Here is a 19,390-nt window from a genome sequence, read left to right on the forward strand (position 1 = left end):
AAAAAAGGCGAACAAAATTTAACCGTGAAAGATCAACAGCCCCTAATCTACAACTAATTCAGGCCAGTTAACGTTGGCATTATCCACGCCATTCTTACAACTCATTGGATCGTTTCCTTTATAATTTCGACAACCCCAAAACTCGCCTTTTTTGCTCGTACGTAACACCATTTCCGCATCACATAAACTGCACGTTGGTATCAAGCTTTTGCATAAATCATTCAAGCAGGTTTTAAAACCTGGGTAACGTTTGCGTGTCATTGGACTTTCACATTTAGCACAAGGCTTTTCTTTATGTTCACAGCGAGGAGAATTAGAACAGGCATAGAAGGTACCAAAACGGCCGGTACGTTTTTTTAATAGCCCTGTTTCACACGCCAGACAATGTAAGTCGTCTACCAATGATTGAGTTGCTGTACATTCAAATTCATTCAGTTCAATTTGATGATCGTTCACAAGTTCTTTAACAAAGGGGTTTGATTCGGTCATATCTGCAATAATATAAACCCTGTCTTTCGCTCTGGTGAGCGCTACATAAAATAATCTTCGCTCTTCTGCATAAGGAAATTTTTCTTTTTTCGCAAGTAATGCTTCATTAAGTGCAGGAGTTACTTTCTCAGAAGGAAAACCATGAGCGCCCTTTTTCAGACCAACAATAATGACATAATCAGCCTCTTTTCCTTTTGAAGTATGGAAAGATTGGGCATCAATGGTCAGTAAGGGATATTGATTATTTAACCTGTTAAGATCTATGTTACTTGGTAAAAGAAACCAAAAACGTGCTAATAAATAAACGGTAACAGGCTTACATACTTTAGCTGAAATAGCCGCTAAAACATCGTCGATTGCACCATTGGCCATTTCATCTATCAGTCCTGTTTTTCGAGAGCGAAATTGACTATTATCTCGTTTGAGCAACGACACCGCAGGTGCATTAACTTGTTTCAACGAGGTAATTGTTTTAGTGATTTGTGCTGGGTTTTTGCTAATAAAATCGGTTGCAACTTTGCCAATTTGGTTGTTAAATCGAAAAGTTTGATCTAATGCTGATTGAGTTGTTGATCCAAAGTAATTAGAGAATTGAGTCGTTAAAGTGACATCAGCACCACTAAATCGGTATATAGCCTGCCAATCATCGCCTACTGCAAAAACAGAACATTCTTTATTGTTGTCACGTAACGCTTTTACCAAACGTGCTCGTGGCTCGGATATATCTTGAAATTCATCAACCATGATATAACGCCAAGGAGACTTAAATTGACCTGCTTGAACATAGGTTAACGCTTTATTAATCATATCTTCAAAATCAATTTCATGGTGCTGTGCTAAGTGTTGTTCATAAGCGCTTAAAATAGGCTTGAGCAATGCTAAGGCTTTTTCTGTTTGTTTAGGCTCTTCCGAGTTAGCGATAATACTGTTTTGTAAACTACTCGCTAAGGTGCAGTCTAAAGTTGTATCTAGACAAGCAGCTTTATAAAGCCCAACCAATTGCGTAAATGTTTTAGCAAGCTCGGTTATTCTGCCACTCTCATTGAGTGTGGCTAGTATTACGTCGCTAGCTATTAGTTCAATTGGTCTTAGTTCAATTGGTCTTAGTTCAGCAGATATATGTTCACCAGACATTAATTCGCTAGGTGTTCTTTCGCTAGGAAAGAAATCAGCGGGTGATAAGTCAGAACGATTTTTTAGTTCAATCAATGAGGCCTTCAAGGCACTTAGTAATTGACCTGTTTTATGTTGCGCATAGGTAAATTCAAGACACACAGTATTAAATTTATTATGAGTATCACGTTTCCACTGAATACCCTCATGGTATTCATCTTTATCTATGTATGGCGCTGTATCGTCGTTCTCATCAATCCCATAATATTCAATATAGACATTGAATTCAGGCAGAAAGAAGTCTGGCTGATATTGTTTTCGTTCGATTGATTTCACATCGTAAGCGTATTTAGCTTCATACTGATACTCTATGCCATAAGAGAATAAGCTATTGGCAATATAAAGCTCCCCGAAGCTTTTAACTTGCTCACCTTTAAAACTGCGAATATCATTGTCCGTTAAGTACTGGTAGTACTCGCCTTTGCTTTTAAAGTCAAAAGCACTGCGTTCAACGTAATAGTACTTGCCAAAATACTCGAGGATGAGCTTGCGATACTGCCTATCTTCTTTAATGAGTCTTTCAAAACAACTTTGAATCCATTTAGATTTTGCTTTTTCATCATCTGCGAATACTGATAAACTGGGTTTTCCCCCTTCAACCTGAGCGATAATACTCAGGCCTAAACGATGAAAGGTAGTCGCGCTGATTTTATCAGTCGATAACTTATCTCTAATTCTTTCATCCATTTCATTAGCTGCTTTTCGGCCATAGGCTAACAATAATATTTCATCGCTCTTCGCTTGCAGGCTATTGAGTAAATAGCCTGTCCGACCAATCATCACACTGGTTTTTCCGGTTCCCGCGCCAGCTAATAATAAATTATTGTCATTATCGATAATGCAGGCTCTGCGCTGACACAGTGATAATGGATTAGACTCGACATTATCAAAAAAGGCTTCATGAGTTTGAAGTTGCTTACTGATGTAGCTTTCTCGACAATCAGCTATTCCCTGCTGTTGCCAATGTTGGTAATACGATAATCGCTGTGTTATTTCAATAACATTGGTCAGTGAACTTGTTGCTTTACTTGACCTGTTTGAATTAAGCCACGGCAACCAACGGACTAATTCTTGCTTCGATGCCAACTGAATTCGTTCAATTATTGAACGACGCAGATATCGATTAGTCTTGAATTTTTCTATGGCGGTTAATAACGTTTCAACACGATGAATGTTGGCTACTGCCCAACGTTGCTCACAATTATTTTTGTGCTTACGCTTTGATTTATAGGCAAGCATGGTGAAAACATAGCTTTTGCTTTCTGTTTTAAATGAAATTATTTGACCAAAAAAGCTGAGATGAAAAGTGGGAGGAACGATAAGCTCTTCCCACTTGATAGTGGTCAAACTATCTTCAACGTCAATAACTACACCACAATCACTGATTTTTATCGCTGTTGGTATACCAATGAATCGACGAAAAAAACTGGAAGGGATACAGTAGCCAGATAGCGGTTCAATACTATCGACAGCCGTTTGAGAGTTACTGCTCATCAATACAACATTCGTCTTGTAGAAATGCAATCACAGAAAGCAATTTGTCATATTCAACGACGCAATAAAGAACCCGTCCTTCACGACGCTGTGTAATCAACCCTGCAGAAGCCAAACTAGAGATGTGATGTGATAATGTTGAACCAGGTATCTGTAACTCTTCTTGCACTTCACCCACAGCAATACCTTGCTCACCTGATTTTACTAAGCGTTTAAATATTGCTAATCGAGTTGGATGGCCTAATTCTTTTAAGGCTTTGGCAATTACATCTATATCCATAACATTCTCACAAAATTGGTGTTTCACTTATATAATTCGATATTACTAGAAATATATTGACTCGGATAGTTATTTCTTTATAATTCGAACAATCTAGAAATAACGAATTAATCAGTTTGCGAGAATATTTATTATGACAATTACACAACAAATGGTATTTGATACCTTAAACATGTTTGCTTTTTTAGCCGTAGAGCTAACCGTACTGTTTTTACTGATCAGTTATATTGTCGGTGTTCTTCAGGAATATATTCCGCCAAGTAAAATTCAGAGTATTTTAAGTAGTAAGAATGGCAAAGGTTATATCGTCGCCGGGTTTCTTGGTGCCATTACGCCTTTTTGCTCCTGCTCAACAATTCCTTTTTTAAAAGGATTACTTAGAGCAAAAGCCGGCTTTGGCACTATGATGGTGTTCTTATTTGCTAGCCCATTACTTAACCCAATTATCATTGGTTTATTTGGCGTTACCTTTGGTTTAAAAGTTACGGCATTCTATTTTACCATAGCAATGGGTGTTTCAATTGCTGCGGGTTATTTGTTAGAGAAATTTGGTTTCGAAAAATACATTAAACCTGAAGCCTACATTACTCCTGAAAGTAAAGGCTGTGCAACTAGCTGTGGTAATAATGGTAAGACTGTAAGTAAATGGACTAAGATTTGGCACAGCACATGGTCTGATTTTAAGAAAGTACTGCCCTATTTAATTGGTGGCATAGCATTAGGCTCAATGATTTATGGATTTATGCCAACAGAATTTGTTGCCAGCGTAGCAAGTGAGAGCAATCCCTTTGCAGTACCTATTGCAGCAGTGATTGGCATTCCACTCTATATTAGAGCAGAAGCAGTAATACCTTTAAGTGCAGCATTAGCAGCAAAAGGCATGGGGCTTGGTGCAGTAATGGCATTAATTATTGGCAGTGCAGGAGCGAGTTTAACCGAAGTAATATTACTTAAATCACTCTTCAAAAATCCAATGATAATTGCCTTCTTAACGGTAATATTATCAATGGCGGTAGGTGCTGGTTATTTGTATTCATTTCTTTTCTAAATAGAGTCTGAAACACAAAGTGTGTAATTGCTCATTTAAAATGAGTAATTACACATTTTCTCTCTGCTTCTCACTCTGTTCAGAATCTAGGGTTGTAGGATTTACATTGCTGCTTTCTTCCGTGAAAATAACAAAATTCAATGGTGCAGTCATTGAACCATTTAAAACTGCTAATTCAATATGTTTATAAGTATTCATGATTATACCTTCTTGTTAATTTACATTAATAAACTTGTTTACTAATTTAACTATAAACTTAGTTTTTAGGGTTTCAGCACCAGTATCTTCGCTATAACGAGGATCACTTATCAAAAAATTCTACGATAACAAGTGATCCATTTTAGATACCTCTGTAACGCTTATAGCTGAGTCGCTAATTCCAATCCTTGTTTAATAGCACGCTTCGCATCAAGCTCCGCTGCAACATCTGCACCACCAATAAGATGATAGGGCTTATTCAAGCCTTCGACTAATTCTCTGGCAGGATCTTGCCCCGCACAAATAATAATATTATCCACATCAAGTACCTGTCTTTCTCCAGCGATACTTAAATGCAAACCTGCATCATCAATCTTATGGTACTGACAAGATGGAATCATTTTTACTTGTTTGTTTTTAAGACCCGTACGATGGATCCAACCTGTGGTTTTCCCTAAACCAGCACCTACTTTGGTCTCTTTACGTTGGAGTAAAAATACTTCACGTGCGGGTGCTGATACTTGAGCTTTAACACCTTCGATACCTGCACGTGCTTGAAGAGTCATATCCACGCCCCACTCTTTCATATAAGCTTCAATATTCTGACTGGTCCCTTCACCTGAATGCACTAAGTACTCAGAAACATCAAAACCGATACCACCAGCACCGATAACAGCTACTTTTTTGCCTACCTTCTTTTTATGTCTTAGCACATCGATATAGTTTAGAACTTTTGCATGCTCAATACCTTCAATTGGCGGTGTACGTGGGTTTATTCCTGTCGCAATAACGACTTCATCAAAATCACTATCGTTTAATTCAGCTGCCGTTACTTTGGTGTTTAACTTCACTGTGACGCCTGTTAACTCAAGCTTGCGGGCAAAGTAACGAATAGTTTCTGAAAACTCTTCTTTACCTGGTACTTGTTTGGCAATATTAAATTGACCACCTACTTCACTGGCACCATCAAAAAGAGTTACCTCATGGCCTGCATCCGCAAGTGCGGTAGAGGCAGACAAACCAGCTGGACCTGCACCAATGACTGCCACTTTCTTCACTGTTTTTGTTGGAATTATATTAATTTCTGTTTCAAAACAAGCTCGAGGATTAACTAAACAACTAGACATTTCTCCCGAAAACACATGATCTAAACAGGCTTGGTTACAACCGATACAAGTATTGATTTCATCGCTACGACCTTGTGCTGCTTTGTTAACAAACTCAGCATCCGCTAGGAAAGGACGTGCCATTGAAATCATATCAGCATCACCATTTTGCAACACAGCTTCGGCAACTTCAGGGGTATTAATTCGATTTGAAGTGATTACTGGGATGTTAAAATGTTCTTTATATTTAGCCGTTACCCAAGTAAAGGCTGCTCGTGGCACTTTAGTTTGAATCGTAGGTATCCGCGCTTCATGCCAACCGATACCTGTATTAATAATAGTTGCACCAGCTTTTTCAATCGCTTGTCCAAACTGTACCGCTTCTTCAAAAGTACTGCCGCCTTCAACAAGATCCATCATAGATAAGCGGAATATTATGATAAATTTTTCGCCAACTGCTTCGCGGATTCGACGAACCACATCAACACCAAACTTAATGCGGTTTTCAAATGCTCCACCCCACTCATCATCACGTTGATTGGTTCTTAGAGCGGTAAATTGATTAATGAAGTAACCTTCTGAGCCCATTACTTCAACACCATCGTAATTAGCTTCTTGCGCTTTTACAGCCAGATCAATAAATCCTACTAGCTCTTCTTCTATCATTTCAGCGGTAGCTGCTTCAGGTTTAAATGGGTTAATTGGTGCTTGAATAGCTGACGGCGCGATAGGTTTTTTATTAAAAGCATAACGACCTGTATGTAATATCTGCATACATATCTTACTGTCATACTTATGAACTTCATCTGTTATAACTCTATGTTTAGCAATATCTTCCGCTGTTTCAATCATCTTAGTGTCGTGGTGAGTAGCACCGCGCTTAGTTGGACCATAACCACCGGTTACAATAAGACCACACCCACCTTTAGCGCGTTCACCATAAAAGGCAACCATACGTTTAGTGCCTTCGGGATGCTCTTCTAAACCCGTGTGCATTGATCCCATTAAAACTCGGTTCTTTAGTCTGGTGAAACCAAGATCAAGTGGTTCAAACAGTTTTGAAAATTGTTGCTCAGACATCGCTTACTCTCTTTATATAGCTAGTGTGAAATTTCAGGACTTTCACTGATTAAGTTAAACAAATGAGGAGATATAGCCAAGCCACTCGAAAATATTTATTTCGGGTATCTTGTGTATAAATCCCTTAAACCAAAGTTGACACTGTCAAGTTAAGATAAATAAAAGATACACCGTAAATATGACAGTGTCAAGATTGCTTGTTTTAGGGATAATTGCTAAATTAGCCTTATGAATAATATTAATGAAAAATCAACGTATCACCACGGTGATCTCCGCGAAACTTTGCTGGTTGTTGCAACAGAAATGTTGCAAGAAAATGGCATAAAAGAAGTATCGTTACGTAAGCTTGCATCCCGCGTGGGAGTTTCCAGAACTGCACCCTATCATCACTTTAAAGATAAAAATGCCCTGCTTTGTGGCATGGCAGAAAAAGGTTTTGAACAATTACATCAGATAAACAAATGTGGTTATGAAGATGAGGAATTATCTATAAGAGAACATTTTTATCGATTTATTCATGATTACATTCAGTTTGCTCATAACAATCCTGACCTTTATGAATTAATGTTCGGACGTACTATCTGGAAAGACAAAAGTAGCACCCAGGAGCTTCGAGACTCAGCCTACCCTTGTTTTCAATTTCAAGTGGCAATGACGCAAGAATGGCAAAAGAAAGGACTATTTAATGTCGATGATAATGCCTTGCGGGTATCGCAAGTATTGTGGGGCACGGTACACGGCATAGCGAAGCTATTTATTGATGGTATCTATACAGATAACAGTAAAATTGATGAAATTTGTGATTATGCGGTCAGTATGTTTTTATCAAATTCAAAAAAATAAGAACTCGCTAGCAGTAATAAATATTACTAATAAAGCTGTGTCCCTCTCAACTATTGCCCCAATCATTGCCTCAGCTACTGCTCTCAACTAACAACTTAATGGCAATGGCCAGCGTCATCAGCACAATTAAGGGTTTGATCAAAGCGACGCCTCTGTGTATTACTAAATTAGAGCCCAGTCGCGCTCCAACTACCTGTGATGCAGCCATGGCAATAGCCAAACTCCAGACAATATGTCCGCCCAATAAAAAGATAATCATGGATGTGGTATTTACAATTAACACTAAGGGTTTAGTAAAAGCAGTTGCTTTTCGCATGTTAAAACCACGTAAAGAGGCAAAAGCAACCGCGAAAAACGACCCCATTCCTGGACCAAAAAAACCACCATAAAGTCCAATCCCCCCACCGACAAGGGGAGCAAAAGTTTTCTCTGATATTTTTGGAGGTAAATCTTCATCAGTAATGGTTGGAGAGAACATCATATAAAGTGCCAATACAATAAGCAGATACGGCATCATTACTGACAAATAGTCAGTGGATATTTGCTGTACTAAATAGGTACCTATCATAGCGCCCACAAAGGCATAACACAGAGCAGGTCTCAGGGCTTTCAAATCAATATATCCCTTTCGAAAGAAATTAATTGTTGAAGATAGTGTGCCAAAGACACTTTGAAATTTATTGGTTGCTAAGGCATTAAGAGGAGGCAAACCTGCCCATAATAAAACAGGTAAGACAATGGCACCGCCAGCCCCAGCAATGGAACTGATAAAGCCGGCAACAAAAGCAACTGCGGTTAGACCGATAAAAAGCATTAGTGATAATTCGATTTTTTGCTCCAGTCTTTTGAGAGACACCTTACCCGCTAACGATCTAGGTCATCACCCTTATATTAAGTCAGGATATCATACTAAAATTCAAATAAAGTACGTAACGATAACAAGCTTAGTATGCTGTATTTATTATATAATTTATAATTTAAATTTCTAATAGTGAATATTTTTCACCAACATAATATGAGCCACAGTCTGATAGCGAAACCGCTTTAAGGGTTGGAAATCATCCTCATCAATCTCATTGCTTTATACATAGAATTAAACAGTTGAAAGATAATAGGTTTAGTATAGATTGTTGTGTATTCAAGTAGATGGTAATTACTAAGGTGTCTTTATAATAATCTGTTATACGAGTGGAAGTATTTGATGAATAAAGATGAAACAGAAGTTGAGGGCGAGCTATGAGAATTGGTACACCAAGAGATTATAGTGAAGACATGTATAAAGTTTATTTTGAGTTAGGAGAGTGGGAAGGAAGAGCACTAGACATTCTCTCTTCATTTGTCGGTGAATATCACTCAAAACAAATTTTACATCTAGAGTTTGGGTATGAAGTGGCAATGCCTATTCAATGTATACCAGATGTTGTAAAACTTTTGAGCAAAAATAATATAGCTATTTACCAGATAGTACGTGGCGGCAAAATAGAGGAGGCATGGCGTTAGTCATACATTTAATATAACAAGAATTTAAAGCGGGACTGCGAAAAGTTTCTCAGTATCACTACACATTTAACAAACAATTTTAACGTCATATTTTGAGCGTTAACTAAATCATCATGGAAGAGTATGCGTTTATCTAAAGTTTTATTAATTTCTTCTTTGTCTCTATTTCTTTGCTCATGTGCCGTTATGCCAACATTTACTGAGAAGTTTGATGAAAAATGCCAAGCAGTTCAAAAAAAAGTGGTGCTTTCCATTGAAGATGCTGGAATGTTTGGTGAATTAGAATGCCCCAGTAAGGATGATTGTAAAGCTCAGTTCTTAGGGCAAATATTAGGATCAGTGATTATTTTTCCTGTAAGTGCAATAATCTCTGGTTCAATCGCTGTTATTGGTAATTCTGTTTATTGGTTGAATGAACAAGGGCAATGCGGCGAATAAATTAGGCTAGCAAGAAATATTCAACTACACGTAACCGTTGGCTGCGAAAGTGATGAAAGATCACTTCACTTCATATTTTAACCAACACTTTTAAGCCTCTGATTGAGGCATTAACTGCACAGGAGGTTTTGTGAAATACTTTGCATATGGTTCAAACATGTCACTTTTAAGGCTTAAAGAACGGGTACCCAGTGCCAAAAAACTTGAAATAGTGACACTTAAAAAGCACCAACTACGTTTTAATATGAGTGGTGATGATGATTCTGGCAAGTGTGATTCTTTTGAAACGAATAATCATGAAGACATAGTTATTGGGGCTCTGTTTGAGATAGACGAAAATGAAAAAGACGCTTTAGACAGAGCTGAAAGCTTAGGTGATGGATACGATGAAAAATTTGTCTTTGTTCAAAGTAACTCCGGTGAGGTGTTTGAGGCATTAACCTACTATGCAATCAAAGTAGACGCTTCGTTACAGCCTTATTCTTGGTACCTAAATCACGTTATTATTGGGGCAAAAGAAACAAAATTACCTACTGATTATCTTGCAATCATTGAGTCTGTTGAATGCATCGAAGACCCAGATACAAGCAGAGACGCAAAACAGCGTGCAATGTACGTTTAAGTTGATCCTCAATTGACAACTAATCTCAAGAAGGCAATCTTTTTTACAATCCGACATTTTTATAATAGCTTTAATCAATCATTATCATCATTTTAATCGATTTTATCGATTATTATTTTTGGTCTAATATTAAGTTTCTAAACACGTGATATTAGGAAGATATGATGAAAAAGAAACTTACCACCAATGCTGGCTGCCCCGTAGCTAACAACCAAAATGTTATGACCGCCGGTCCTCGTGGACCTCAATTACTACAAGACGTTTGGTTTCTAGAGAAACTAGCACATTTTGATCGTGAAGTTATACCGGAAAGACGTATGCATGCCAAAGGATCTGGTGCATACGGAACTTTTACTGTTACTCATGATATTACACAATACACAAGAGCAAAGATTTTCTCTGAAGTAGGGAAAAAAACCGAGATGTTTGCTCGATTTACCACAGTTGCAGGTGAACGAGGCGCCGCCGATGCTGAGCGTGATATCAGAGGGTTTGCGTTAAAGTTTTATACTGAAGAAGGTAATTGGGATTTAGTAGGTAATAACACCCCAGTTTTCTTTTTACGTGATCCGTTAAAATTCCCCGATTTAAACCATGCCGTAAAACGAGATCCTCGTACCAATATGCGTAGCGCGCAAAACAATTGGGATTTCTGGACCTCGCTGCCAGAGGCTTTACATCAAATCACTATCGTTATGAGTGATCGAGGTCTACCTGCAACTTATCGACATATGCACGGCTTTGGTAGCCATACATTTAGTATGATCAACGCAGACAATGAACGCATATGGGTTAAGTTTCATTTTGAATCGAATCAAGGGATACAAAACTTAACTGACCAAGAAGCTGAAGTCGTTATTGGTCAGAACCGAGAAAGCCATCATGCTGATTTATATGACTCGCTTGAATCGGGCGATTTCCCGTCTTGGACTTTAAAAATTCAAGTTATGACTGAAGAGCAAGCAGAAAAATCTCCTTACAACCCTTTTGATTTAACGAAAGTATGGCCACACAAAGATTATCCTCTTATAGAAGTGGGCGTAATGGAATTGAATCGAAATCCAGAGAATTTTTTCGCAGAAGTAGAACAGTCTGCATTTAACCCTGCGAGTATAGTACCAGGCATAAGCTTTTCTCCTGACAAAATGTTGCAAGGTCGCTTATTTTCTTATGGTGATGCACAACGTTATCGTTTGGGCGTGAATCATCAACAAATACCGGTTAATGCGCCACGTTGTCCCGTACATAGCTATCACCGAGACGGAGCAATGCGAGTTGATGGCAACCATGGCAGTACTATAGGTTATGAGCCAAACACTCAAGGTGAATGGCAAGAACAACCAGACTTTTCTGAACCACCTATGGAATTATCTGGTGCTGCCGCCCATTGGAATCATCGAGAAGATGAAGATTATTTTTCACAACCGGGTGACTTATTCAGGTTAATGGATAACAGCCAACAGCAGGCTTTATTTGACAATACCGCCAGATCCGTTGGCGGTGCGAGTATTGATATCCAAAAAAGGCATATTTCACACTGTTTAAAAGCTGATCAAGCTTATGGTGCAGGTGTTGCTAAAGCACTTGGAGTTTCACTAGATAGTATCTAATACCAAATCCATTAAGTTATTTCCCACTCAGCGAGAATTAAAAGGCTTAGAGACAAGGCATTGATCGAAGAGAATGGTTATTCAGGAGAATATGCTCTTGCATTCTCTAATAAGCTGCATCCATGCAGCGTCCTTGTCAAATTCAATAACGCTGTATGTAAGCCTTTTAAATTCGCCCTTTGGAGCTTGTCAGAAAAGCAATAACTGCACAAATTTGTTAGATATAGAATGACTATATCAGCATAAATTTTATTTGTTATAACTTCTCTGACATAGCTCTGAGGTGGGAATAAATTTAATGGAATTGGTATAAATAAATTAACGAGGGTTCAGTGATAAGTATTTATCTCAATCATTATCTGAATCATCGTTAACTGTATTTAAAGTTCATTTACCCCCTTTTATCATTGACACCAGCCTCTTCCTCCCCCATTGTTCACGATTTACCAAGCTCCCGTAAATTTTAGCGAGAATAAATGCCTACTACCTCTGCCAATAAGCAAGAACTACAGGGTTACTTCCTGATGTTTGGTTCGATCCTTATATTCTCATTGTTGCCTTATTACATACAGTTTTTGGCGCCTGTGGATGGTAATACCCTGTTTTCTTTTCGTGTGTTATCACAGTTAGGTTTTGGTTTTCTATTTTTGGTTTTGACTCGACAACTGTTCGCGCTTAAAGCCGTATTTGTACAGCCAAAAGAGTTGTTGCTGTTGTGCTTAACATCCCCCTTGATCGCAATACAATGGTGGATATTTTTTTGGGGCCCTGTCAATGGTGAAACTATTAATATCGCTATGGGTTATTTTTTATTACCAATTACCATTAGTTTAACCGGCCGCTTCTATTTTAAAGAAAACTTAAGTCCCCTATTATGGCTCGCTGTGGGCGCCGCCTTAATAGGAGTGAGCGTTGAGTTATATAGAAGCCACTCATTTTCTTGGGTTACCTTACTTATTTGTTTGGCTTATCCGCCGTATTTTATCTTGCGCCGCAAAAGCAAAATACCAACAACAAGTAACTTTGTTGCAGAGAACATTTTTGTCACACCGTTGGCTTTATTACTGCTGTATTTTACCCAGCAACAGCAACTCCCCTTTTTGCCTTCATTAGATTGGGGAATTCTATTGTTATTAGGCTCAGGGTTATTGGGCACTGTTGCCATGCTGTTTTTTGTTTCCGCATCAACACGTTTAAAATTTACAATCTTTGGTATGTTAAATTATGGCGAGCCCATATTGATGATGCTGGTCGCTATATTTTTATTAAATGAAGTCATTAGCCCAGAACAACTATGGAGCTATGGTTTCTTTGGTATCGCGGTATTGTTGGTTATCGGTGATAGTTTACTGCGTATCATAATCAGTAGGAAAAAAGCTTTTCCCCCACGATAATCCAGAGTATAAAAACAAAAAACCGCTAACTTTGCAGCGAGCGGCTTTATTAATACTATAAAAAATTTGTTTAAAGACAAACCGCTTTAATACGAATTTTATCTGTCCAACTAAGAAAACCATGATTGGTTAAATATTCAACGTTAATCATTGAAGTTCCGTTCGGACATTCAACTAACAGGTTTTTGTAAGCTTGATCAACATAGTTAGTATCGTAAACAAAACCTAGTATATTTTTTTGAGATTTTTCAATCTCAATAACTTTGCCAATCTCAATTTCGTTAGCACTATTACTTCCAACATCCACTTGCGACATATGAACACTGCTAGTGCACGCACTTAGCATCGCCACCGTAAGTAACAAAAATAGTTTTTTCATTACTACACCTCATTACAGTAGGCAGAAACAACAACTTCTCTTTTAAACATAAGTACATAACCTGTTGTTTGGTGTTTGGTGTAAACTCCTTCGATTTTTCCTGTTGGACATTGGCCTTTAAGCTCATCAATGGCTTCATCAACAAAAGCATTGCTAAAGTTTATTCCTATGAAATTCCAGCTAGATGATGAGGTTGTTATTACGTTATCTCTATGTGCTGGAATTTGTGTCATAGAGACGGTATTCAAACCAACGCAACCTGTGAGTGACATTGCAAGTACTGAAAATAATATTGTGTTTTTTAACATGAGATTTTTTCCTAAATTTAGTGAATCTGAGTCTTATTAATGCAGTAACCGTTGATGCGTACAACTTCGCCACTGACAGGCCCTACGTTGGTTGCTTCGCGAACCGACGTTAATCCTGTTAACTTTTTGCTTGGACATGCTTTAATGACTTCAGAGAGAACTTCATCAGCATAAGCGTCGTTATATACAGGGTTACCCGTTTTAGGACCAAAATTACTAATAGCCAAAATAAAAGCCACTAATTCTAAGTCGTCGCTAGTTGAGGATGATTTTGCTACCTCTGCCCCTATCTCTGCAGCTTTAGCTGCATCAAAACCAAATTCATTCACCTTAATTGTGAATGGCGTTAACGTACCTTGTGACTGATCTATATCACCAATATGAACATGGTGAAGCTGACTACACCCTCCAACAAGTAAAAAGCTGAGCCCAAGAATACTTTTCAATTTTATTGGCATATGTGCCTACCTATTTATTACGTGGATTGATAAAGCGTGGCGCTATTATACTTTCTAATCAAACGAGTAGATCTGCTTTATTGTTTAGTAAGTGTCGGGGAAACGTAAGAAACTGTAAGCTACAGCTCCACTAGTGGTAATTTCAGCTGTTAATTAATCATTTGTAGCTTGAGTTTACTTGAGGCGAACGGAATTACGCGCAAATAGAACGAGTATGCTACAGTGTTAATCACTAAATATCATAGGCATACTACAATGAAATTATATCACTGCCGCGACTCTCGCTCTGTCAGGCCGTTATGGGCTCTCGAAGAATTACAGCTCGACTATGAACTGATTAATATGGAGTTTCCGCCAAGATATAACCATGCAGGTTATTTAGACATTAATCCTTTGGGTACTGTGCCGACTTTCATCGATAGGAACTTAGTCATGACAGAGTCCGCTGGTATCTGTCAGTATTTGGTTGATAAATATGGGACGAGTGAAATAGGTTTAAGCATTGAACACCCAGAATACGGTGATTACCTTAATTGGATTCATCGAAGTGATACTACCTTCACTTTTCCGCAAGCCTTAATATTAAGGTATGACCGTTATGAAAAGCCTGAACGCCTACAACCACAAGTCGTTGAAGATTATAAAAAATGGCTGTCATCACGTTTGAGTAGCGTTGAGGTTGCACTTGAAACCAGTGATTACCTTTGTGCTGGTAAATTTACGATAGCTGATATTTGTGTTGGTTATGCCCTTTTTCTCGCTCACAAAACCGAGAACGATCAAAATTTCGGACCACATACTCGTGATTATTTAAAAAGACTAATGGCTCGGGAAGGCTTTAAGTCAGCAATGAATCAACAAGCAGATCTTGCACCAATTTTCTAATTAGCACAGGGTCACTCATTAATGTGACTTGCAATGAGCAATTCAGAAGATACAGCGCGAACTATTTTATCGGTAATTTGCGCTGAATATTGATGCCTTAGGAGAATAAGCTATAAAAAGCTAATGAGTTATTTTTCTGCTTCTGTAGCTGCAGCCGTTGCAGCTGTCGCTTTTCTCATTGCCGCTTTAATTTCCTTAATATCGCAGCCATCAAGCAACAATAATACATCGGCGATAGAACTTCGTAGTTCAGTACTTTCTTTAAGGGCTTTTTTGTTTTGTATATGCGATATCGATTCTCGATTCATCACAGTATTAAGTAATTTCTTCAATCCGTCTTCGTCATCAATATCTAGCGGAGCAAGAGGATTGGGAGTGACTTCATTATATGCATTATAAATAAGAGTGAGTGCTTCTTGAGATTCTTTTAATCGTTGCATTTTTTATTCTTATTAAATTGAATAGTCATTTCAGATTACATCAATAAAACACTTTGTCTATAAGATATTGAACAATATTGAAATAATCTTCTTTAGTAACGCTACTGTTTTAGATTTCAATATAAGAAATGCCCAAGCGCTTTATAATAAAAAGCCCCTACATTGCTGTAGAGGCTTTCTTTCGTATCAGTGAGCTTCTAGTTTAAATTATCACCTGTAAGCCACTTTTGATTTTATGGGGATACAGGACTTCTTACACAACTCACATAATTATATTCCATATTAGTTGATATTTGTTCCCCACCCTTGCCTAAATCAATAACCTTATAGGTCGCACCTGAATCGTCTGTTGTTGATGTCCAATAATTTTTACCAACTGACCAGTTGTATTTGGTATAAAACTCATAGTCGACAGCAGGATCTGCAGTTTTATCGTTCCATAGTTTCGTCAATTCTGTAGCGGTAGGTAAACGGTAATTGGTATGTTTATTATAAATCAGTTCCTGACAAACACTTTCAGCTTCGTCATAAGTTAGCATAATAAAAGATTGATTTTCTGGACCACTCATACCATCTTCAATATTTACGTCTTCACTGGTAATAGTTAAGTCTAATTGTATTACGTCACCCTGTATGAATGTTCCAGTAAAACTTAAATTATCGGAACTCAATACTTGCACTGCACCTAGGTTAGCATATGCAGGGTCATGTTCACCGCCAAGACCACCAACAGTTACATTCACAAACACCTGTTCAGTTCTCGTAAGACCATTGTAAAATTGATTTGTAATCAGTCCTGTTTGAGGATGAATCGAAGCTGCAGAGTCTGAGTCTGAATTGTCAAGCAAGTCACTTATAGACCAAAAAATATCCTCTTGGTTATTTAGTATATGTTTTGATCGATCAGTATATTCCCCTATTGCAATGTATTGATGTGTTTGGCCTGGAACAAGGTATAAATCATTTGGTACCGTTGTAATAGTAGCCGTGACTAATTCAGCATCAGAAATAGTGAATTGTTGTATATCTGAAAAAAATTCGCCCTCTGCATCTGTATAACTTAGGGTAATATTTACGTTACCTTTGTCAATAGCAGTTAAAATGCCATCAGAATCAACTGTCGCAAAATCAGTGTTATCACTTTCCCAGTTTATATTATCTTCATCCGTGATGACTTTATTGATGCTACTGCTAAAATAGCCTCTTGCCGTTAATTGTGAACGAAGACCAATAGGAAATGAATCTTGATCTGACTCTATGTCGACACTTAACAGTACTTCGGGAGAAACCGTAACAGGAATTTCATCAATAATAGTCCCAAATGTGGCCCTTACCCCTGCATTTCCAGGAGAAAGGCCTCTGAACGTTCCTTTCGGCTCAATCGCTTCTAAAATCGTATGATTAACGGCTAGCCAAGTGACTTTATCAGTCATAGGACCCGTTGAATCGTCAGAGTAAGTTCCTTCAGCGATAAAATTGAATGTGTACCCAGCAGGAACACTAGTTTCACCCGGGATCTCTGGCGAGACAGTCAAACTAACTAAAGTTGCATTAGTTACCGTTAATAATGAAGAACTTTGCAACCCTTGAAAATTAACCGATATAGTAGTTTCATCTGCAGACAATGTTTCAGCAATGCCTGTCAGGCCATCGATTTCAGCAACAGCTGGATTACTACTTGCCCAAACTATATCATTACTATCTAATTCATCATTAGTTTCGTCACTATATGTTGCAAAAACTTGATACTGTACATCTACGCCAAGAGCTACGGTATTTACTTCTGAATAAATCTGAATTTCAACAACTTCCGCTGGTGTAATCGTTATGTCAATAATACCCGTAACAAATTCACCTTCAGCATCTTGCGCACCATTATAAAGCGCATTAATTGTTGTTGTCCCTTCACCAACTCCAGTCACAACGCCAAAATAATCGACAGTAGCAATACTCTCATTATCGCTTGACCATGTTGAACTTGTACTCGAAGCACTACGTGTTTCATTATCCGAAAATGTTGCTACGCCCTCTACCAGTTGGCTAACACCAACGGCAAAAGAAGTATGAGTTGCATTAAGATCAATGTTGGTGACATATACAGAAACAGGGGGTTCACTACTACCACTGTCGCTTCCACAGGCTGTGATGAAACATAAAAGAGTGATTAAGAGAAGTCCTCTTAATTGATGAATAGAGTTAAACATGAAAAATTGCTTCCTTGTAAGTTGTTTTATGGAATAACGCGTAGACAGGCGTCTAACTTTGTCTCGTATTAAAGTTGAAATATAATGAAGGTATTCTATCAATAATGGTGTGACTAAAGTATGCAGATTCCGAAAGGTAGTGATGTCTTAAGAGCAGTTTTTAGACCTGTTATTATTATTTTTTGACTCAATATTAAGGAGGGATTTTAATATGCTCAATGCTAAGAGCTGATTTAACTTGATTGAAGTATATTCAAAAATGGCTTGTTCAATGAAAGACATCTTGGAGTTTTTCGCTTAAAAAACTTATTCAATTTGAATGATATAAATTTGTTTACTACATATATTTATATCACTCTATTATTCAATTAATTATTCAGTTAATTAACTGACTAAATTTTGCTGTACTACCTAATGCCTCGGCATCTTTTACAACATGCGCTAACAGTCTACCTATTGTCGGGCTGCCAGCAGCAGGTGCCGTACCGTGATGTTCTGCAGAGAAAACATAACCACTAACGTTATTACCTTCTCTATTTACCCCATTAGCTTTTAACGCAACTAGCTCAACAGTATCTTTATCAATACCATATTGAACTTTTGAACTGAAACCTAACTTTGGTGCCACTAACACTTTAATGTCACTAGGATTAAATTGTGACTTCATAGCTGCCATCATTAATCGTTTGGCAATGGCTTCAGACACAATATAAACATGCCCTACTCCTTCACCTTTCCCATCCACAGAGTTGATGGTTCCAGAACATGAGAATAAAGAGAGTGAAAGTATGGATAAGGTGATTAGTTTTACTATATATTTCATAATATTCCCAAATAATTACTGAATCGTTTGTTAGTTAATAGGTCAAAAAGCTGTTATTCGCATAACGCACGAACTTTAACAAGTGCATGATCTATTTCTTTATCATTATTAGCCGTTAACACTAACTCTCTCGCCTTTTTACACTGTTGTGCTTGAGATTGTTGCTGCTTGACAATATCGGTTGAGGTCAAAGCTTGATGACCCTTGTGTTGGCAAAATGCTGAAGACACCCCACGAACATTGGTGTGTTTACCTTGAGTTTCTATCGCGACACAACGACCTTCACCAATACCGCCTTCTTGCATCGCAATTTTCCGCTCATTACCATCAACATTGATGGTATATAAAAACACACGTCGATCACCTTCTATAATAGACGTAACAGCGAATCCTAGTGCGGCACCATTTAGGGTATGAAGTGCACTATCACCTATAGCCAAACCCAAAGCACCACCCGCAATAGTGCCTTCTAATATTTTTGAATCCGCTGTTGTTATCAATACTGACGAAACATTGCCATAAACGATATCATGAACCTCTTTTGCTTCTAAATAGGAGGTGAATGTCAAACTCATCGCCGTAATCATAGTGATAGTTTTAGTTAAATTCATGTTATCT

Annotated in this window: 20 protein-coding genes; 8 read left to right on the forward strand and 12 right to left on the reverse strand. The window is 37.9% G+C overall.

What is annotated here, in order from left to right; genetic code table 11:
• Positions 1 to 42: 42 nt before the first annotated feature.
• Positions 43 to 3,156: a UvrD-helicase domain-containing protein gene (locus CXF79_RS13955; RefSeq protein ID WP_232769181.1), complete on the reverse strand. Its 3,114-nt coding sequence runs from the start codon at positions 3,154 to 3,156 to the stop codon at positions 43 to 45.
• Entirely contained in the window at positions 3,146 to 3,436 is a 291-nt protein-coding gene (locus tag CXF79_RS13960) for an ArsR/SmtB family transcription factor (protein ID WP_011043263.1), read from the reverse strand. The genes CXF79_RS13955 and CXF79_RS13960 overlap by 11 nt, the downstream gene beginning before the upstream one ends.
• Positions 3,437 to 3,569: 133 nt before the next feature.
• On the opposite strand from CXF79_RS13960, the gene CXF79_RS13965 reads away from it, so the two are divergent.
• Positions 3,570 to 4,484 carry a permease gene (locus tag CXF79_RS13965; RefSeq protein WP_198560064.1) on the forward strand — a complete coding sequence of 305 codons (915 nt, stop codon included), beginning with the start codon at positions 3,570 to 3,572 and terminating at the stop codon, positions 4,482 to 4,484.
• A 48-nt stretch (positions 4,485 to 4,532) separates the two neighbouring features.
• Here CXF79_RS13965 and CXF79_RS23405 read toward each other — a convergent pair whose 3' ends face one another.
• Positions 4,533 to 4,682, reverse strand: coding sequence for a hypothetical protein (locus tag CXF79_RS23405; protein WP_157825882.1), 150 nt, complete (start codon positions 4,680 to 4,682; stop codon positions 4,533 to 4,535).
• Between the two features lie 161 nt (positions 4,683 to 4,843).
• Positions 4,844 to 6,868 (reverse strand): NADPH-dependent 2,4-dienoyl-CoA reductase, encoded by a 2,025-nt coding sequence (locus CXF79_RS13970; protein WP_101155660.1) that lies wholly within the window; start codon positions 6,866 to 6,868, stop codon positions 4,844 to 4,846.
• 228 nt (positions 6,869 to 7,096) lie between these two features.
• Here CXF79_RS13970 and CXF79_RS13975 point away from each other — a divergent pair, with 228 nt between their 5' ends.
• Positions 7,097 to 7,711, forward strand: a complete 615-nt coding sequence (locus CXF79_RS13975) for a TetR/AcrR family transcriptional regulator (protein WP_101155663.1) — start codon at positions 7,097 to 7,099, stop codon at positions 7,709 to 7,711.
• Between the two features lie 70 nt (positions 7,712 to 7,781).
• On the opposite strand, the gene CXF79_RS13980 is transcribed toward CXF79_RS13975, so the two are convergent.
• The gene (locus CXF79_RS13980) at positions 7,782 to 8,567 is read right to left on the reverse strand and encodes a TSUP family transporter (protein ID WP_232769182.1); all 786 of its coding nucleotides are present in this window, start codon (positions 8,565 to 8,567) and stop codon (positions 7,782 to 7,784) included.
• A gap of 380 nt (positions 8,568 to 8,947) precedes the next feature.
• Between CXF79_RS13980 and CXF79_RS13985 the strand changes: the two genes are divergently transcribed.
• The 5 genes from CXF79_RS13985 to rarD all read left to right on the forward strand — a co-directional run bounded on the left by CXF79_RS13985 (position 8,948) and on the right by rarD (position 13,275).
• On the forward strand, positions 8,948 to 9,211 hold the full coding sequence (locus tag CXF79_RS13985; protein WP_101155667.1) for a hypothetical protein: 264 nt from the start codon (positions 8,948 to 8,950) through the stop codon (positions 9,209 to 9,211).
• 123 nt (positions 9,212 to 9,334) lie between these two features.
• Entirely contained in the window at positions 9,335 to 9,649 is a 315-nt protein-coding gene (locus CXF79_RS13990; protein WP_101155668.1) for a hypothetical protein, read from the forward strand.
• 130 nt (positions 9,650 to 9,779) lie between these two features.
• Positions 9,780 to 10,271, forward strand: coding sequence for a gamma-glutamylcyclotransferase family protein (locus tag CXF79_RS13995; protein WP_101155670.1), 492 nt, complete (start codon positions 9,780 to 9,782; stop codon positions 10,269 to 10,271).
• Positions 10,272 to 10,435: 164 nt separating this feature from the next.
• Positions 10,436 to 11,881 (forward strand): catalase, encoded by a 1,446-nt coding sequence (locus tag CXF79_RS14000; RefSeq protein ID WP_101155672.1) that lies wholly within the window; start codon positions 10,436 to 10,438, stop codon positions 11,879 to 11,881.
• 476 nt (positions 11,882 to 12,357) lie between these two features.
• A complete protein-coding gene (gene rarD, locus CXF79_RS14005) occupies positions 12,358 to 13,275 on the forward strand; it encodes an EamA family transporter RarD (RefSeq protein WP_101155673.1) in 918 nt (305 codons plus the stop codon).
• Between the two features lie 70 nt (positions 13,276 to 13,345).
• On the opposite strand, the gene CXF79_RS14010 is transcribed toward rarD, so the two are convergent.
• The 3 genes from CXF79_RS14010 to CXF79_RS14020 are packed head-to-tail and all read right to left on the reverse strand — an operon-like array spanning position 13,346 to position 14,420.
• Positions 13,346 to 13,654, reverse strand: coding sequence for a hypothetical protein (locus CXF79_RS14010; protein WP_101155674.1), 309 nt, complete (start codon positions 13,652 to 13,654; stop codon positions 13,346 to 13,348).
• A gap of 2 nt (positions 13,655 to 13,656) precedes the next feature.
• Positions 13,657 to 13,962, reverse strand: a complete 306-nt coding sequence (locus CXF79_RS14015) for a hypothetical protein (protein ID WP_101155675.1) — start codon at positions 13,960 to 13,962, stop codon at positions 13,657 to 13,659.
• Positions 13,963 to 13,979: 17 nt separating this feature from the next.
• The gene (locus CXF79_RS14020) at positions 13,980 to 14,420 is read right to left on the reverse strand and encodes a hypothetical protein (protein ID WP_101155676.1); all 441 of its coding nucleotides are present in this window, start codon (positions 14,418 to 14,420) and stop codon (positions 13,980 to 13,982) included.
• 255 nt (positions 14,421 to 14,675) lie between these two features.
• Here CXF79_RS14020 and CXF79_RS14025 point away from each other — a divergent pair, with 255 nt between their 5' ends.
• Positions 14,676 to 15,305 (forward strand): glutathione S-transferase family protein, encoded by a 630-nt coding sequence (locus CXF79_RS14025; RefSeq protein ID WP_101155677.1) that lies wholly within the window; start codon positions 14,676 to 14,678, stop codon positions 15,303 to 15,305.
• Positions 15,306 to 15,433: 128 nt separating this feature from the next.
• Here the strand turns inward: CXF79_RS14025 and CXF79_RS14030 are convergent, their stop codons facing one another.
• The 4 genes from CXF79_RS14030 to CXF79_RS14045 form a co-directional block, all read right to left on the reverse strand.
• Positions 15,434 to 15,745: a hypothetical protein gene (locus CXF79_RS14030; RefSeq protein ID WP_101155678.1), complete on the reverse strand. Its 312-nt coding sequence runs from the start codon at positions 15,743 to 15,745 to the stop codon at positions 15,434 to 15,436.
• 233 nt (positions 15,746 to 15,978) lie between these two features.
• Positions 15,979 to 17,949 (reverse strand): Ig-like domain-containing protein, encoded by a 1,971-nt coding sequence (locus CXF79_RS14035; RefSeq protein ID WP_101155679.1) that lies wholly within the window; start codon positions 17,947 to 17,949, stop codon positions 15,979 to 15,981.
• A 376-nt stretch (positions 17,950 to 18,325) separates the two neighbouring features.
• Positions 18,326 to 18,772 carry a hypothetical protein gene (locus tag CXF79_RS14040; RefSeq protein ID WP_101155680.1) on the reverse strand — a complete coding sequence of 149 codons (447 nt, stop codon included), beginning with the start codon at positions 18,770 to 18,772 and terminating at the stop codon, positions 18,326 to 18,328.
• Positions 18,773 to 18,825: 53 nt separating this feature from the next.
• A complete protein-coding gene (locus tag CXF79_RS14045) occupies positions 18,826 to 19,383 on the reverse strand; it encodes a hypothetical protein (protein ID WP_101155681.1) in 558 nt (185 codons plus the stop codon).
• Positions 19,384 to 19,390 lie beyond the last annotated feature (7 nt).

Source organism: Colwellia sp. Bg11-28, assembly GCF_002836245.1.
In the GTDB taxonomy this organism is placed as follows: Bacteria; Pseudomonadota; Gammaproteobacteria; order Enterobacterales; family Alteromonadaceae; genus Colwellia; species Colwellia psychrerythraea_A.

Bases quoted from the DNA above. Each gene is read 5' to 3' on its own strand.
- CXF79_RS13955 (WP_232769181.1), bottom strand. From the start codon at position 3,156: ATGAGCAGTAACTCTCAAACGGCTGTCGATAGTATTGAACCGCTATCT.
- CXF79_RS13960 (WP_011043263.1), bottom strand. From the start codon at position 3,436: ATGGATATAGATGTAATTGCCAAAGCCTTAAAAGAATTAGGCCATCCA.
- CXF79_RS13965 (WP_198560064.1), top strand. From the start codon at position 3,570: ATGACAATTACACAACAAATGGTATTTGATACCTTAAACATGTTTGCT.
- CXF79_RS23405 (WP_157825882.1), bottom strand. From the start codon at position 4,682: ATGAATACTTATAAACATATTGAATTAGCAGTTTTAAATGGTTCAATG.
- CXF79_RS13970 (WP_101155660.1), bottom strand. From the start codon at position 6,868: ATGTCTGAGCAACAATTTTCAAAACTGTTTGAACCACTTGATCTTGGT.
- CXF79_RS13975 (WP_101155663.1), top strand. From the start codon at position 7,097: ATGAATAATATTAATGAAAAATCAACGTATCACCACGGTGATCTCCGC.
- CXF79_RS13985 (WP_101155667.1), top strand. From the start codon at position 8,948: ATGAGAATTGGTACACCAAGAGATTATAGTGAAGACATGTATAAAGTT.
- CXF79_RS13990 (WP_101155668.1), top strand. From the start codon at position 9,335: ATGCGTTTATCTAAAGTTTTATTAATTTCTTCTTTGTCTCTATTTCTT.
- CXF79_RS14000 (WP_101155672.1), top strand. From the start codon at position 10,436: ATGAAAAAGAAACTTACCACCAATGCTGGCTGCCCCGTAGCTAACAAC.
- rarD (WP_101155673.1), top strand. From the start codon at position 12,358: ATGCCTACTACCTCTGCCAATAAGCAAGAACTACAGGGTTACTTCCTG.
- CXF79_RS14010 (WP_101155674.1), bottom strand. From the start codon at position 13,654: ATGAAAAAACTATTTTTGTTACTTACGGTGGCGATGCTAAGTGCGTGC.
- CXF79_RS14015 (WP_101155675.1), bottom strand. From the start codon at position 13,962: ATGTTAAAAAACACAATATTATTTTCAGTACTTGCAATGTCACTCACA.
- CXF79_RS14020 (WP_101155676.1), bottom strand. From the start codon at position 14,420: ATGCCAATAAAATTGAAAAGTATTCTTGGGCTCAGCTTTTTACTTGTT.
- CXF79_RS14025 (WP_101155677.1), top strand. From the start codon at position 14,676: ATGAAATTATATCACTGCCGCGACTCTCGCTCTGTCAGGCCGTTATGG.
- CXF79_RS14030 (WP_101155678.1), bottom strand. From the start codon at position 15,745: ATGCAACGATTAAAAGAATCTCAAGAAGCACTCACTCTTATTTATAAT.
- CXF79_RS14035 (WP_101155679.1), bottom strand. From the start codon at position 17,949: ATGTTTAACTCTATTCATCAATTAAGAGGACTTCTCTTAATCACTCTT.
- CXF79_RS14040 (WP_101155680.1), bottom strand. From the start codon at position 18,772: ATGAAATATATAGTAAAACTAATCACCTTATCCATACTTTCACTCTCT.
- CXF79_RS14045 (WP_101155681.1), bottom strand. From the start codon at position 19,383: ATGAATTTAACTAAAACTATCACTATGATTACGGCGATGAGTTTGACA.